The organism is Acidovorax sp. SRI_002 (assembly GCF_057586455.1).
Window position 1 is genome coordinate 559,536 of sequence record NZ_JBYCZW010000003.1, and the last position, 13,419, is coordinate 572,954.

Consider the following 13,419-nt stretch of genomic DNA (forward strand, 5'->3'; position numbering starts at 1 on the left):
AACGCAATGTAGGGGGCTGTTTTGAGTAGGGTTTTGACTCAGGTCAATTTTCGCCGACCTGCGGGGCGTCTTTGGAGGCATGCAGGCGGGGAGGCAGCAGAGGGCGCGCTGGAGAATAATGGCCCCAACACCCGCCCCTTGGAGCACCTGGCATGCAATCGATCACCCTGCGTTTCCTGGCGTCGCAAAGCACCCTGCCCCAGGCCGGCCGTGTGCCCGGTGGCACTGTGCTGCGCTGGGTGGACGAGGCCGGCTTTGCCTGCGCCAGCGCCTGGGCCAAGGGGCCGTGCATCACCGAGTTTGTGGGCGGCGCGCATTTTGTGCACCCCATTCGCCCGGGGGATCTGGTGGAGGTGCATGCGCGCCTGGCGTCCACCACCGACACCGCCATGCACCTGGCCGTGGAGGTGCGCAGCGGTGGCATCCATGGCGAGCCGCTGCAAGAGGTGCTGCACTGCGTAGCGGTCTACACCGCAGTGGATGCCGACGAGCAGCCCCGTGCCATCGACAAATGGAGCCCCGAAACCCCCGGCGACATGGCCCTGGCCCAGCGGGTGAAGGCGCACATCGACGCTGCGCGGGCTGCGCAGTGACGGCACCTGTATCCGGCCCTCCAGGCCCGGTAGGTGGCCCGCTGCGTGCGCGCGACCTGCTGGCCGCCCTGGTGGTGGTGGTTCTGTGGGGCGTCAACTTCGTTGCGATGAAATGGGGGCTGCGCAGCTTCAGCCCCTTTCAGCTGGGCGCCGCGCGCTACCTGTGTGCCGCCTTGCCGCTGGTGCTGCTGGTGCGCCCGCCGCGCATGCACTGGCGCTGGGTGCTGTTGTTCGGGTTGTTCCAGGGCGTGGGGCAGTTCGGTTTTCTGTTTGTCGGGCTCAAGGTGGGCATGACGGCCGGGCTGGCCAGTGTGCTGCTGCAGACGCAGGTGTTCTTCACCGCGCTGTTCGGCTTTGCACTGCTGCGCGAGCGGCCGGGGTTGCCCTTGCGGTGGGGCATGGTGCTGGCCGCGCTGGGGCTGGTGTGTTTTGCGATGAACTACGTGGGGCCGGGCTCCGGGGTGGGTGTGGCGGCGGCCACCACGCTGGCCGGTTTGCTGCTGACGCTGTGCGGCGCTGCCATGTGGGCCTCGTCCAACATCGTGGCGCGCCTGGCGCAGCAGCAAAGCCCGGGGTTTGATCCGCTGGCGTTTGTGATCTGGAGCAGCCTGGTGCCGGTGCTGCCTTTTGTGGCGCTGTCTGCCGTGTTCGACCCTGACGCCGCACGCTGGCTGCAGTGGCAAACGCTGGCGGACGTGCCCTTGCTGTCGTGGGCGGCTGTGGCCTACCTGGGCTGGGCGGCCACCATTGTTGGCTATGCGCTGTGGACCAACCTGCTGCAGCGCTACCCTGCCAACCGCGTGGCCCCCTTCAGCCTGGCGGTGCCGGTGGTGGGACTCACCGCAGGCTGGCTGCTGCTGGACGAGGGCGTGGCGCCCTGGCAGGGGGCGGGGATTGTGCTGGTGGTGGCAGCTCTGGCCTGTGTGGTGCTGGGGCCAAAAATACAAGCAAAAATGGCCTCTAGCGCTTGATGGATAAGCGCTAGTAGCTATTAAATTTATAGTATTTGAATAGGAAGAGGCGGGGGCTCCTGCCACCCACCGCCTCTGCAGTGCGCCTGTTGCGCCGCTACTGAACTGTTACTGCGCGCTTACAGCGTCCTGCGCTGCGCGAACCGCACCACCGTCACGCCCGCGCGCGCCTGGCGCACCGACGGCATCACCAGCACGCAGTTGTCGTACGGCGTGGTCACCGGCACACCGTCGTTGTCGCCGATCACGGTGCCAGCCTTTTCAAACAGCTCCAGCCCCGTGTAGGGCGCAACAAAGCGGAAGGCGCTGCTGGTGGCCACCACGGGGCCGGTCACCTCCAGCGCCCATTGGCGGGGCGTATCGGGCAGGCGCCAGCCGGGCAGTTGCTGCGCCAGGGCGTCGGCGCTCAGGGCGCCGGACTGTTCGATGAAGCGCACACACTGGTCCTGTGCCACGGCGCGGCTGGCCGGGTCGCCATGGAAGCCACATTCAATGAGCAGCGAACGGGTGCTGTTGCCGTGGTCGTCTTCCAGCGCGCCAAACCGGCCGTAGTCGCGCATGCGCACGCCGTCCTTGTGGCCCGCATCCACCACGATGTGCTCGGGCGAGCGCATGGCGCGCGCCAGTTCCAGGTTGCGCGGCTGGATGCCGGTGAGCAGCAGTGGGGCCGAGGGCTCGTGCATCGAGTGGATGTCGAGCAGCCAGTCCGCCTGCGCCACAAACGGGCGCAGCGCGGCGGCGCGGCGGCGCTCCTTGGTATCGGCTGCGTCGATGCGCTCGTCCAGCCATTGGCGGTTGAGGTCTTCGTCGGTGAAGCGCGAGGCGTCGTGGTTGCTCGCGTCAAACCGGTCGAACGCATCGAGGTTGCAGAACGCCAGCGTGAGCGTGCCCTGCTGCGGCCGCACGCCCGCTTCGAGCAGGCCCTTCAAGGCCCAGGCGCCGCACAGCTCGTTGCCATGCACCAGCGCGCTGACCATCACGTGGCGGCCCGGCTCGCCCGAGTCGAAATGCCAGACGCCTTCGGTGCCGGTGTTGCCCACGCGCCAGGCGGTGATGTCGGGCGCGGGCAGCTCAAAGGCCAGCGGTGGAACGGCCGTGTTTTGGGGGGCGGTGCTGCTGCTCATTCTTCGATCTTGGCGAATTCCACAATCTTCTTGTACTTGGCGACTTCGGCCGCCAGGAACTGGTCGATGTTGACCGTGGTCGCAGCCACGGTGGAGCCGCTGGCTTCCATCTTCTTCTTGAACTCGGGCGACTGCAGGGTGTCGTTCAGCGCCTTCTTCACCTTGTCGAACACCGGCTTGGGCAGGTTGGCCGGGCCCATCAGCGCAAACCACACGCCAATGTCCACGTTCTTGTACTGCGGGGTTTCGGCCAGGGCCGGGATGTCCGGTGTGGCGGCGGAGCGTTTGGCTTCGGTGGTGCCCAGGGCGATCACCTTGCCGCTCTTGATGTGTGGCAGGCCGCTGGAGAGCACGAACACGCCGTATTCCAGGTTGTTGCCCATGAGGTCGTTGGTGAGCGGAGCGACGCCCCGGTAAGGGATGTGCGTCATGAAGAGCTTGCCCTGCTCCTTGACCATCTCGCCCGCCAGGTGCAGCGACGTGCCCACGCCCGAACTGCCGTAGCTGAACTTGCCCGGGTTCTTGGACACCTTCTGCGTGAACTCGGCCAGGTTCTTCACGCCCGCGCCGGTGGATGCCACCAGCACCAGCGGCTGCGAGGCGATGAGGCCGATGGCGGTGAAGTCCTTCACGTCGTACTTCACCTTCTTGGTCACCAGCTTGTTGATGGCAATCTCGTTGCTGGCGCCCACCAGAAAGGTGTAGCCGTCGGGTGCGCTGCTCGCCACCTTCTGTGCACCAATCGCGCCGCCTGCGCCCCCAATGTTTTCAATCACCACCGGCACGCCCAGCTTGGCGCTCAATTCCGTGGCCACGGTGCGGCCGGTCAGGTCGGTGCTGCCCCCGGGTGGGTAGCCCACCACAATGGTGATGGGTTTGGAGGGATACACATCCTGTGCGAACGCTGGGGCCGCCAGGAGGGCCATGCCACACAGCAAGGCGGTGCGGCGCAGGGAGGGAGTGTTTTGCATGCGGGGCTCCAGTGAAGTTCTTGTGGGTGGAGCCATTGTGAAAAGGCGGGCACACGTCTGTGGTGCTGAAATGGCACCGGGGTGTGCCAAATGCGTTCTGCCCCCTCGGGCAAACCCTGGGTTGTCAGCGCTGTGCCAGGGCTTTCCAGAGCGCTTCGGCCACGGGGCCGAGTCGGCGTTTGGGTCGGTACAGGCGCACGTCGAAACGCACTTCCATGCGCGCATCGCCCGCAGGCGCAAGTCGTTTGGCCTGGCAATCGGCGTGCACCATGGACCAGGGCAGCCACGCCACGCCCAGGCCTTTTTGCACGTATTCGTAGTGCGCGTCGGCCGAGTCGCACTCCACCACCCGCTGCAGCCGGGGCGCATGCGGGTTCTGGGACAGATGGTCTTCCACCAGCCGGCCCAGTGCGAGCTGGGGGGCATAGGCCAGGTAGGGCACGGGCAGGTGGTCCTGCCCGAAGCGGTGCAGCGCCTGCCCTTGCGCCGTCGCCCGCGAAATGGGCACCAGCCGGTCGGACGCCACGGTGACATGCATGAACTGGCGCGCATCCAGCCGTATCGCCAGCGCCGGGTGGTGGTACACGAGCGAGAAGTCGGCTTCGCCCCTTTCGAGCAGCGCCACGGTGTCTGCCAGGGCGCGGGTGCGTATGCACAGCTCGGCGTTTTGCAAAATGGGCTGCAGCCGCACCAGCCAGTCGGCCACCACCGTGCGCGCCAGCGTGCGGCCGGTGGCCAGCGTCACGGTGCGGGCCTGCCGCCCGGCCAGGCTCTGCAGCTCCTCGTGCGACTGCGCCAGGCTGCGCGCCATGTGGCCCGCAGTTTCCAGAAAGCTCTGCCCGGCAGGCGTCAGGGTGACGGGGCCGCCATCGCGCTCCACCAGCGGCGTACCCGCCCAGGCCTCCAGCGCGCGGATGCGGCGGCCAAAGGCGGGGTGCGTGACATGCCGCAGCTCGGCTGCCCGCGTGTAGCTGCGCTCCTGCGCCAGCACGATGAAGTCTTCGAGCCACTTGAGCTGCATGGGTGTGATCCGGGTGCAGCTGGGGCGCGAAGGTTGTCGGAGCTGAAAGTGGGGTGTCAGCGCGCGCGGGCTGCTTCGAGCACCGCGCGGGTGCGCTGGGCCTCGGTGCGCGCCGCCGCTGCAAAGTCGTCGCCCTTGGATGCGTACAGGATGGACCGCGACGAGTTCACGATGATCGGCCCGCCATCGCGCAGCCCGGCGCGCACGGTGGCAGCGGCGTCGCCACCCTGGGCGCCCACGCCAGGGATCAGCAGCGGCAGTGTGGGCGCAATGGCACGCACGCGCTCGATCTCCTGTGGGTAGGTGGCACCCACCACCAAGCCCAGCTGGCCGTTCTTGTTCCAGGGGCCTTGCGCCAGCCGTGCCACATGCTCATACATGAGCGGCTGGCCCTCGACGCTGGCCAGGCGCTGGGTCTGCAGGTCGTCGCCGCCCGGGTTGGAGGTGCGGCACAGCAAAAAGGCGCCCTTGCCGTGGTAGGCCAGGTAGGGCTCGATGGAGTCGAAGCCCATGAAGGGCGACAGCGTGACCGCATCGGCCCCGTAGCGCTCGAAGGCCTCCTTGGCGTACTGCTCGGCCGTGGAGCCAATGTCGCCGCGCTTGGCATCCAGGATCACCGGCACATGCGGCGCGTTGGCGCGCATGTGCTGCATCAGGCGTTCGAGCTGGTCTTCGGCGCTGTGGGCGGCAAAGTAGGCGATCTGCGGCTTGAAGGCACACACCAGGTCGGCCGTGGCGTCCACGATGGCGGCGCAGAAGTCATAGATCTTGTGCGCATCGCCCTGCATTCCCGCAGGAAACCGCGTGGGCTCCGGGTCCAGGCCCACGCACAGCAGGGAGTTGTTTTGCGCCGTGGCGTCGCGCAGCATGTCGGTGAAGGTCATGGGGCCTGATTTTAGGTGGGGTGACAAGCACCGCCGCACGGTTTTCTGCCCGCCGCTGCGGCGCAGAGGACTCCGGGGTGTGGTCACGAGACCGCAGTGGGCAACAAAAAAGGCCGTCGAGACGGCCTTTTAGGGGGTGGTTCGGGAGTCCCCGTACGCAGCGGGAGCACCCCTACCGAATTCGCATTTCCTCAGCGCGGTACCGCCAGCAGGCGCTGCACATCACGGTCGTTGGGCAGTGCGTAGTCGTGGCCGCGGATGATGCGGCTGTCTTCCGTGCGCACGAGCTTGAGGCTCACGTAGGTGAAATTGGCAGCGGCCGAGTAGGTACCCACCAGCACCAGCGAGGCATTGTGGCTGCGGGCGATATCCTTGATTTCGCGGGACAGCAGCAACTCGCCAGCACCTTCGCGCACGAACACGTCGCCGCGCAGCTTGATTTCCTTCACGTTGAAACCGCTGGCCGCCATGTGCGAGGCGTATTGCTCGGACAGCGTGCGGCCCAGAGGGGCCGAGCGGCTCAGGTCGTTCACGTTGACCACGGTGGCCACCAGGACGGGGCCGCTGCCTGCAGCGCTCAGGTCGAAACCGGCGGTCAGCTTGGCCACAGCATCGCGGCTGCTGGTCAGGAACTGGTTGTTGGCGGCTTCCTGGTAGGTCGGATCGGTGCGCGTGGGCGCGCCATTGTTGGCACAGCCGGCCAGCAAAGCTGCTGCGGCCAGCGCGGTCAGAAGTGCTGCGGTTTTCATTGCGAAACTACCTTCATATTGACGTTCTTGTAGTACGACGGACGCATGAACAGCGGCGTGTCCGCGTTCTCGAGGTAGTACACATCGGTCTTGCGGGCCACATACTGGCCACCGCGTGTGACCGTGGTGGTCAGGATCAGCTCGGTGTTGGTGGGGCCGCCCGAGTTGATGCTGGCGCCGTAGTCAGCCAGCGAGGTGGCACCGAGCGCGGCCAGCAGTTGCAGATCCAGGTGCTCGTGACGCAGCCCGTAGGCTGCCATCAGGCCCGCAGCGATCATCGTGAACTGGCCAGGAATGAAGTGGGGGCGGGGGCTGTTGTGACGAACCACCTGCGTGTTGTACGTCACGTTGAGTGCCTGGCCAGGATCCTGCAAGACAGGCGCACCGCTTTGCACGAGCTTGGTGATCAGGAAATCACGGAATGCCAGATCGAATGCGCTCGGGTTGGGGGGCAGTGCGACATGCAATTGCGTGCCAGGGGCCATGCCGGTCTTGTCGAGCGTGCTGAGGGTTTGCGCCACCACGTCGTTCGAGACCAGTTCCCAGTGGCCCGCCGAGCGGACCTTGGGTTGTACCGTCAGCTCAAAGTTCTCCGCCAGGGGAATGGGCGAACGATAAGCACATCCCGCCAAAGTAGCCACAGCGCCGGCCAATACCGCCAAGCTGACTGCCTTTGAAAATTTCATGATTCCCTCCTACGGACTTTGAGAGGCGGGGACATGAACAGATACATCCCACGCGATTGAAAAATAATTCTGGGCGCGATACTCAACAAAAACAAGAAAAAATTGAGGTAACTGCGCCCAGACACACGCAATTCGTTGTTTTTGGTCACAGATTGGCGTGCTTGCTTACGCGCGGCTGCATTTGCTTGTACCGGCGCGCGTAACAAATTTCAAACGATGGTAACGAAGCGTTTTTCAAGGATTTCGAACGCGGGCAGCGTCTTGCCTTCCAGCACTTCTAGAAAGGCGCCGCCGCCAGTGGAGATATAACCCACCTGTTTTTCGATGCCGTATTTGGCGATGGCCGCCAGGGTGTCGCCACCGCCAGCAATGCTGAACGCGGGGGATTCGGCGATGGCCTTGGCAATCTCGCGGGTGCCGTTTTCAAAGGCCGCGAATTCAAACACGCCCACCGGGCCGTTCCAGACGATGGTGCCTGCGGACTTGAGCTGGGTGGCCAGGCGGGCGGCGGTTTCGGGGCCGATGTCCAGGATCAGATCGTCCTCGGCCACGTCCTTGGCTGCCTTCACGGTCGCTGGGGCATCGGCGGCAAAGGCCTTGGCGGTGACCACATCGGTGGGGATCGGCACTTCGGCGCCGCGCGCTTTCATGGCGGCGATCACGGCGCGCGCTTCGTCCAGCAGGTCGGGTTCGGCCAGGCTTTTGCCGATGGGCAGGCCCGCAGCCAGCATGAAGGTGTTGGCAATGCCGCCGCCCACGATGAGCTGGTCCACCTTGTCGGCCAGGCTCTTCAAGATGGTGAGCTTGGTCGAGACCTTGGAGCCCGCCACGATGGCAGCCAGCGGGCGCTGGGGATGGGCCAGGGCCTTGGTCAGGGCGTCGATCTCGGCCGACAGCAGCGGGCCGGCGCAGGCAATGGGGGCGAATTGTGCGATGCCGTAGGTCGTGCCTTCGGCGCGGTGGGCGGTGCCAAAGGCGTCGTTCACGAAGATGTCGCACAGCGCAGCCATCTTGCGGGCCAGGTCTTCCTTGTTCTTTTTCTCGCCCACGTTCAGGCGGCAGTTTTCCAGCAGCACGACCTGGCCAGGGGCAACGGTGACGCCGTCCACCCAGTTCGAGACCAGCGGAACATCGCGGCCCAGCAGCTCGGACAGGCGTGCGGCCACGGGGGCCAGCGAGTCCTCGGGCTTGAACTCACCCTCGGTCGGGCGGCCCAGGTGGCTGGTCACCATGACGGCCGCTCCGGCGTCCAGCGCCATGCGGATGCAGGGGATCGATGCGCGGATGCGGGTGTCTTCGGTGATGCGGCCAGCATCGTCCTGGGGAACGTTCAGGTCGGCACGGATGAAAACGCGCTGGCCTTGGGCCTTGCCTTGGGCGCACAGATCGGAAAAGCGGAGGATGTTCATGGCGGGAGGGGTGGATTGAATCGGGCTCTTGAGGGCTGCCATTTTAGTGAGCGAAGCCCATGCGGCTCCCGCGCCCGTGCCAGTGCAACCGCGGAACTGGCTCTGCCAGGCCCCTGGCGTCGTCCCCCTGGGGGCTGAAGGGCAGCGGCTCCAAGCCTGCCTGCGCAGGCTTGGACTGCACCGAAGAGCCACCGCCTCTGGCGGCGGCACTGACGCACACGGCTCAGGAGGTGCTTCTCTACCAATTCCAGCCGATGTGCAGCGGCAGGTACACCACCATGCCCACCACGATGGTGCCCAGGATCCCGCGCCGCCAGAAGTAGTAGGCAGTGGCGCACAGGACGGCAGGGATGCGCGCGTCCATGAACGTGCCGATGAGTTCGCCCTGGGTCATCAGGATCTCGGGCGCGATCACGGCGGTGAGGGCGGCCAGCGGTGCGTACTTGAGGCCGCGCTTGAGCCAGTCGGGCAGCGGCAGCTCGCGCTCGGGGATCATGAAGAACGAGCGCGACACCACCGTGATCACGGCCAGGCCGAAGATGGCGATGGCGGGTTCGATCCAGGACCAGTCGTTCATCATGGATGGCGCTCCTCGCGCAGTGGCACCACGTCGCCCGCCTCGACCTGCTCGCGTTCTTCAGGGGGCAGCACGCTGTCGGCGGGCAGCAGGACCAGTTCGGGCTTGTGGCGGCGGCGGTCCACTGCTTCCATCAAGAGGCCCGCAGCCACCGCTGCCGCAATGGCCACCAGGATGTTGAGCTTGAGCGGCAGTGCAAACGCGGCAATCGCAGCCGTGGCGGCGACCGCGGTGGCCAGCCAGGTGGCCCGGTCGAACAGCAACGACAGCAGCACGCCCAGCAACGCCAGCACGCCCGCAAACCCCAGGCCCCAGGACAGCGGCACGGCATTGGCCAGCAGAATGCCGGCGATGGACGGCACCTGCCAGGCCAGCCAGTTGGTGCTGGCAGCACCCCAGAAATACGGCACCTGCTCGGGTTGGGGGCGCGGCTCCGGAAAGTGCTTCATGAAGGCCACGTAGATGACATCGCCGCTGAAATAGCCCACCGCCAGGCGCTGGCGCAGCGGCAGGTGCGCGAAGTAGCTGCGCCACATGCTGCTGAAGATCACAAAACGCAGGTTCACACAGCTCGCCGTGAGCCAGACCACCCACAGCGGCGCGCCCACCGCCATCAAAGGGATGACCGCCAGCTGCGCGCTGCCGGCATACACCACCAGCGACATGAAGATGGCCATCCCCACGGGCAGCCCGCTCTTGACCATGACCACTCCGGTGACCAGGCCCCAGGCCCCGATGCCCACGGCCGTGCCCGCCATGTCGACGGCGGCCACGCGAAAGGAGGGGTGACGCAGTGTGTTGCCGATGGCGGCCCGGCGGCTCATGCCGGTGTCGCGGCGGTAGTGGGCGCAGCGCCCAGCACCATGCCGGGCTGCAGGTCAAAGCCCCGCAAGAAATCGGCCGCTGCGAGCCGCTTGCCCCCCGCGCGCTGCAAGGTGGTCAGGCGCAGCGTGCCTTCGCCGCAGGCGACCGTCACTCCGTCGCCATTTACCGACAAAATTTGGCCCTGTCGCTTATCTGTATTGGGTTTATTGCTATCAATTTCATAACTCCACACTTTGATCGTTTCCCCGGCGCATTCGGTGCTGGCCCCGGGGAACGGGTCAAACGCCCGAATACGCTGGCCGATCACCGTGGCGGGCAGCGACCAGTCGATGGTGCTCTCGGCCTTCTCGATCTTGTGGGCGTAGGTGATGCCCTCGGCGGGCTGGGGCACGGCCTTCAGCCCTCCACAGGCGGCCAGTTCCAGAGCCTCCACGATCATGCGGCCCCCGAGGGCGGCCAGCCGGTCGTGGAGGGTGGCGGTGGTGTCTGTGGGCGCAATGGCCAGCCGCTCCATCAGCAGCATGTCGCCGGTGTCCAGGCCAGCATCCATCTGCATGATGGTGACGCCGGTTTCTGCATCCCCGGCCTCGATGGCGCGATGGATGGGCGCGGCGCCGCGCCAGCGCGGCAGCAGGCTGGCGTGGATGTTGAGGCATCCCAAACGCGCCCCCACGCTTCCCGCTGCGCGTGGTTCGCTGCCCCCCGCGGGGGCCTTCGCGCCTTCGGGCGGCCGTGCGGCGCTCATGGAATCCAGCACCCACTGCGGCAGGATGAGGCCATAGGCGGCCACCACCATCACGTCGGCCTGCGCAGCCAACAAGGCATCGCGGGCAGCGGCTGCGTCATCGGGGTACTTGCCGTCCAGGCGCAGGCTGCGTGGCTGCGCGACGGCGATGCCATGCTCCAGCGCGCATTGCTTGACGGGGGAGGCCTGCAGCTTCATGCCGCGCCCCGCGGGGCGGTCGGGCTGGGTCAGGACCAGGGGTACCGTGAACCCTGCGGCCAGCAGCCGCTCCAGCGCCACGCGGGCAAATTCGGGCGTGCCTGCAAAAATGACTCTCATGGGAAACCGTTGTCAGGAGGTAAGTACGCACTCAGTCGCGCGCGTTGTCAAAATGGGGAAGCTCGTCCGTGAACATGACCAGCCGAACCACGCCCTGGCGGTCCAGGTGGACGTGGGCAAGGCGCGGGTCGGAGTTCTGGCGGAAGCGGTAGGTCCAGATGTCGCCCTCGAACCGTGCCACACGCTCCACGCGCAAAGGCGCACCAAAGGTGCGCTGCACATCGGCGGTGGTCCATACGCCCACGGGAAGGTTCTCAAAGCGCGCCTGCGTCAGCACCTGCTCGTTGCGCACCAGCCTGCCGCTGGCGTCGAAATCCAGGTTGTAGGCCGCAAACCCCGCGGGCAGCTCGGAGTACAGGAGCCGCTCGCCGCTTGGCAAAGGGAAGGAGGCGGTGGGCGGCCCGAGACGGGCAACCACCTCGGCGCGCAGCGCGCCGGCTTTTTCGCGGGCCGGCAGCGCACAGCCCGAAATTTGCACCGCCAGCACAAGAAGCGCCAGGCGCGCCAGCACTCCGCCACCCCTGCGGGTGCAGAGCGCCGGACCGGTCACTCGCGCGCCCCCCGCTGCTGCTTGACCATCTTGGTCTTGATGCGGTTGCGCTTGAGTGGGGAGAGGTATTCCACAAACACCTTGCCCATGAGATGGTCCATCTCGTGCTGGATGCACACGGCCAGAAGGCCATCGGCCTCAATGACGCGGGACTGGCCCTGGGCGTCCAGTGCCCGCACATGCACGGCATCGAAGCGTTCAACGCCGTCGTAGATGCCGGGCACCGAGAGGCAACCTTCTTCGTTGAGGTGCTTTTCGGCACTGGTCCATACCAGTTCGGGGTTGATGAGCACCAGCGGCTGGTTGCGTTCCTCAGAAACGTCGATGACCACCAGGCGCTCGTGCACGTCCACCTGGGTGGCGGCCAGGCCAATGCCATGGGCGTCGTACATGGTGGCCAGCATGTCGGAGACCAGCGTCCGGATGCGGTCGTCCACCGCCGCAATGGGGCGTGCAACCTTGTGAAGCCGGGGGTCCGGGTAACAGAGAATGGGAAGGATTGCCATGAAAGCTGCCAAGAGATGTCGCTATTTTCGCCACTTTTAAGGCCTGCTGCAGCGCCGCCAGCCAATAATCGTTGCCGAATCAAGGGCTTGAGCAGAGAATCTAAGAAGCTTTGTAACGTATTTGCCCGGCTGCGCGGTTGCTCCGTGCGTCGAGGTGCCAGCGAGGGGGCGTTTCCCAATGCATGAGAAAAGGAACAACATGACAGCATTCACCAGCGTGCGGCGGACCGCCCTGGGCGCGCTCACCATCATCGCTGGCGCTTTGCTGGTCGCACCGGCTCAGGCCCAGACCCCTCCCATCTCCAGCGGTCAGCGCGCCACGGCACAGCAAGTGTCGGAGCGTGGCATCCCGCTGTCCGAGCTGGCGCCTAACGCCCCGGACACCTACACGGTGCAGCGCGGCGACACGTTGTGGGGGATTTCGGGTCTGTACCTCAAGCGGCCCTGGCGCTGGCCCGAACTGTGGGGCATGAACCTCAAGGCCATTGCAAACCCGCACCTGATTTATCCGGGCCAGACGCTTTACCTGGACAAGGATGGCAGCTACGCCCGCCTGCGGACGACACCCCCTGGCGTGTCGGATTCAGAGCCTCAGACGGTGCGCGTGTCGCCCCGCACCCGCAGCGACAGTCTGGCCAGCACGGCGCTCCCCACTCTCAAGTCTCACCTGATTGAGCCCTTCCTCGTGGAGCCTCTGGTGGTGGATGCCGACGTGTTGCAACGGGCTCCCCGCATTGTGGCCACCACCGAAGATCGCGTGCTCATGGCCAGTGGCGACCGCGCCTATGTGCGCGGCGATGCATCCGCCCCCGTTCGTGCAGAACCTGGCGAGCCCCGTTTTTTCCGTGTTTTCCGCGATGCCGTGGCCATGAAGGATCCGGTGACGGGTGAAATCCTGGGGTACGAAGCGCAGTACCTGGGCAAGGCCGAGCTGGTGCGTGGCGAGTCTTTTGAAGAGATTCCCAACGGCAAGGGCGGCTATGTCTCTGAATATGTGCCTGCCACTGTGGATCTGTCCGGCACCAAGGAAGAGATACGCGCAGGGGACCGCATCCTGCCAGCGCCTGCCCGGGTCTTCACCAGCTACACCCCACGAGCGCCCCACATCGATGTGGACGCGCGCATCGTCTCCATCTACGGCAGCTTCTCGGCAGCCTATGCCGCCCAGAACCAGGTGGTTGCGATCAACATGGGTTCGCAAGACGGCATTGAGCCAGGTCATGTCCTGTCGCTGCTGACCCAGGGCGACCGCATCAAGGATGTGACTGGTGAGGGGAAGACCATGATCAAGCTACCCAGCGAGAGCAACGGGACGGCCATGGTGTTCCGGACCTTCGACCGCGTCTCGTACGCGCTGCTGCTGGAAATCCGCAGCGGCGTGCGCGTGGGCGACCGCCTGATCAATCCTCAGGAATAACGGCGGACTGGCTGAAGCCGCACGGCTGCCTGTGGGTGGCGCGGCGGCGGGGCTGGCGTTGCCGTGGTTCTTC

15 protein-coding genes are annotated in these 13,419 nt (G+C 65.9%); 3 read left to right on the plus strand and 12 right to left on the minus strand.

Annotation, left to right across the window (positions count from 1 at the left end):
• The first annotated feature begins 152 nt into the window (after positions 1-152).
• Both AC2YJX_RS10715 and AC2YJX_RS10720 read left to right on the plus strand, forming a co-directional pair.
• Positions 153-593, plus strand: coding sequence for an acyl-CoA thioesterase (locus AC2YJX_RS10715; RefSeq protein ID WP_055400328.1), 441 nt, complete (start codon positions 153-155; stop codon positions 591-593).
• The gene (locus tag AC2YJX_RS10720; protein WP_487256026.1) at positions 590-1,564 is read left to right on the plus strand and encodes an EamA family transporter; all 975 of its coding nucleotides are present in this window, start codon (positions 590-592) and stop codon (positions 1,562-1,564) included. Before AC2YJX_RS10715 ends, AC2YJX_RS10720 begins: the two co-directional genes overlap by 4 nt.
• 119 nt (positions 1,565-1,683) lie before the next feature.
• Here the strand turns inward: AC2YJX_RS10720 and AC2YJX_RS10725 are convergent, their stop codons facing one another.
• From AC2YJX_RS10725 to def, 12 genes are all read right to left on the minus strand, one after another.
• Positions 1,684-2,688 (minus strand): M14 family metallopeptidase, encoded by a 1,005-nt coding sequence (locus AC2YJX_RS10725; RefSeq protein ID WP_487256027.1) that lies wholly within the window; start codon positions 2,686-2,688, stop codon positions 1,684-1,686.
• Positions 2,685-3,659, minus strand: a complete 975-nt coding sequence (locus tag AC2YJX_RS10730; protein WP_431151235.1) for a Bug family tripartite tricarboxylate transporter substrate binding protein — start codon at positions 3,657-3,659, stop codon at positions 2,685-2,687. Before AC2YJX_RS10730 ends, AC2YJX_RS10725 begins: the two co-directional genes overlap by 4 nt.
• A 124-nt stretch (positions 3,660-3,783) precedes the next feature.
• Entirely contained in the window at positions 3,784-4,680 is an 897-nt protein-coding gene (locus AC2YJX_RS10735; protein ID WP_487256028.1) for a LysR family transcriptional regulator, read from the minus strand.
• Positions 4,681-4,736: 56 nt separating this feature from the next.
• The gene (pyrF, locus tag AC2YJX_RS10740) at positions 4,737-5,564 is read right to left on the minus strand and encodes an orotidine-5'-phosphate decarboxylase (protein WP_121508156.1); all 828 of its coding nucleotides are present in this window, start codon (positions 5,562-5,564) and stop codon (positions 4,737-4,739) included.
• A 191-nt stretch (positions 5,565-5,755) separates the two neighbouring features.
• The gene (locus AC2YJX_RS10745) at positions 5,756-6,313 is read right to left on the minus strand and encodes a FlgO family outer membrane protein (protein WP_055400340.1); all 558 of its coding nucleotides are present in this window, start codon (positions 6,311-6,313) and stop codon (positions 5,756-5,758) included.
• Complete coding sequence (locus tag AC2YJX_RS10750; RefSeq protein ID WP_055400342.1) at positions 6,310-6,999, minus strand: hypothetical protein; 690 nt, start codon at positions 6,997-6,999, stop codon at positions 6,310-6,312. The genes AC2YJX_RS10745 and AC2YJX_RS10750 overlap by 4 nt, the downstream gene beginning before the upstream one ends.
• A gap of 209 nt (positions 7,000-7,208) precedes the next feature.
• On the minus strand, positions 7,209-8,408 hold the full coding sequence (locus tag AC2YJX_RS10755; RefSeq protein ID WP_121508157.1) for a phosphoglycerate kinase: 1,200 nt from the start codon (positions 8,406-8,408) through the stop codon (positions 7,209-7,211).
• 238 nt (positions 8,409-8,646) lie between these two features.
• Complete coding sequence (locus AC2YJX_RS10760) at positions 8,647-8,985, minus strand: AzlD domain-containing protein (RefSeq protein WP_121421627.1); 339 nt, start codon at positions 8,983-8,985, stop codon at positions 8,647-8,649.
• On the minus strand, positions 8,985-9,809 hold the full coding sequence (locus tag AC2YJX_RS10765; RefSeq protein WP_487256029.1) for an AzlC family ABC transporter permease: 825 nt from the start codon (positions 9,807-9,809) through the stop codon (positions 8,985-8,987). Before AC2YJX_RS10765 ends, AC2YJX_RS10760 begins: the two co-directional genes overlap by 1 nt.
• Positions 9,806-10,873, minus strand: a complete 1,068-nt coding sequence (locus AC2YJX_RS10770; RefSeq protein WP_487256030.1) for a methionyl-tRNA formyltransferase — start codon at positions 10,871-10,873, stop codon at positions 9,806-9,808. Before AC2YJX_RS10770 ends, AC2YJX_RS10765 begins: the two co-directional genes overlap by 4 nt.
• Positions 10,874-10,904: 31 nt before the next feature.
• Positions 10,905-11,384 (minus strand): hypothetical protein, encoded by a 480-nt coding sequence (locus tag AC2YJX_RS10775; RefSeq protein ID WP_487256031.1) that lies wholly within the window; start codon positions 11,382-11,384, stop codon positions 10,905-10,907.
• Between the two features lie 35 nt (positions 11,385-11,419).
• On the minus strand, positions 11,420-11,929 hold the full coding sequence (gene def, locus AC2YJX_RS10780; protein WP_121421624.1) for a peptide deformylase: 510 nt from the start codon (positions 11,927-11,929) through the stop codon (positions 11,420-11,422).
• A 199-nt stretch (positions 11,930-12,128) separates the two neighbouring features.
• Here def and AC2YJX_RS10785 point away from each other — a divergent pair, with 199 nt between their 5' ends.
• Entirely contained in the window at positions 12,129-13,346 is a 1,218-nt protein-coding gene (locus tag AC2YJX_RS10785) for a LysM peptidoglycan-binding domain-containing protein (protein WP_218300823.1), read from the plus strand.
• Positions 13,347-13,419 lie beyond the last annotated feature (73 nt).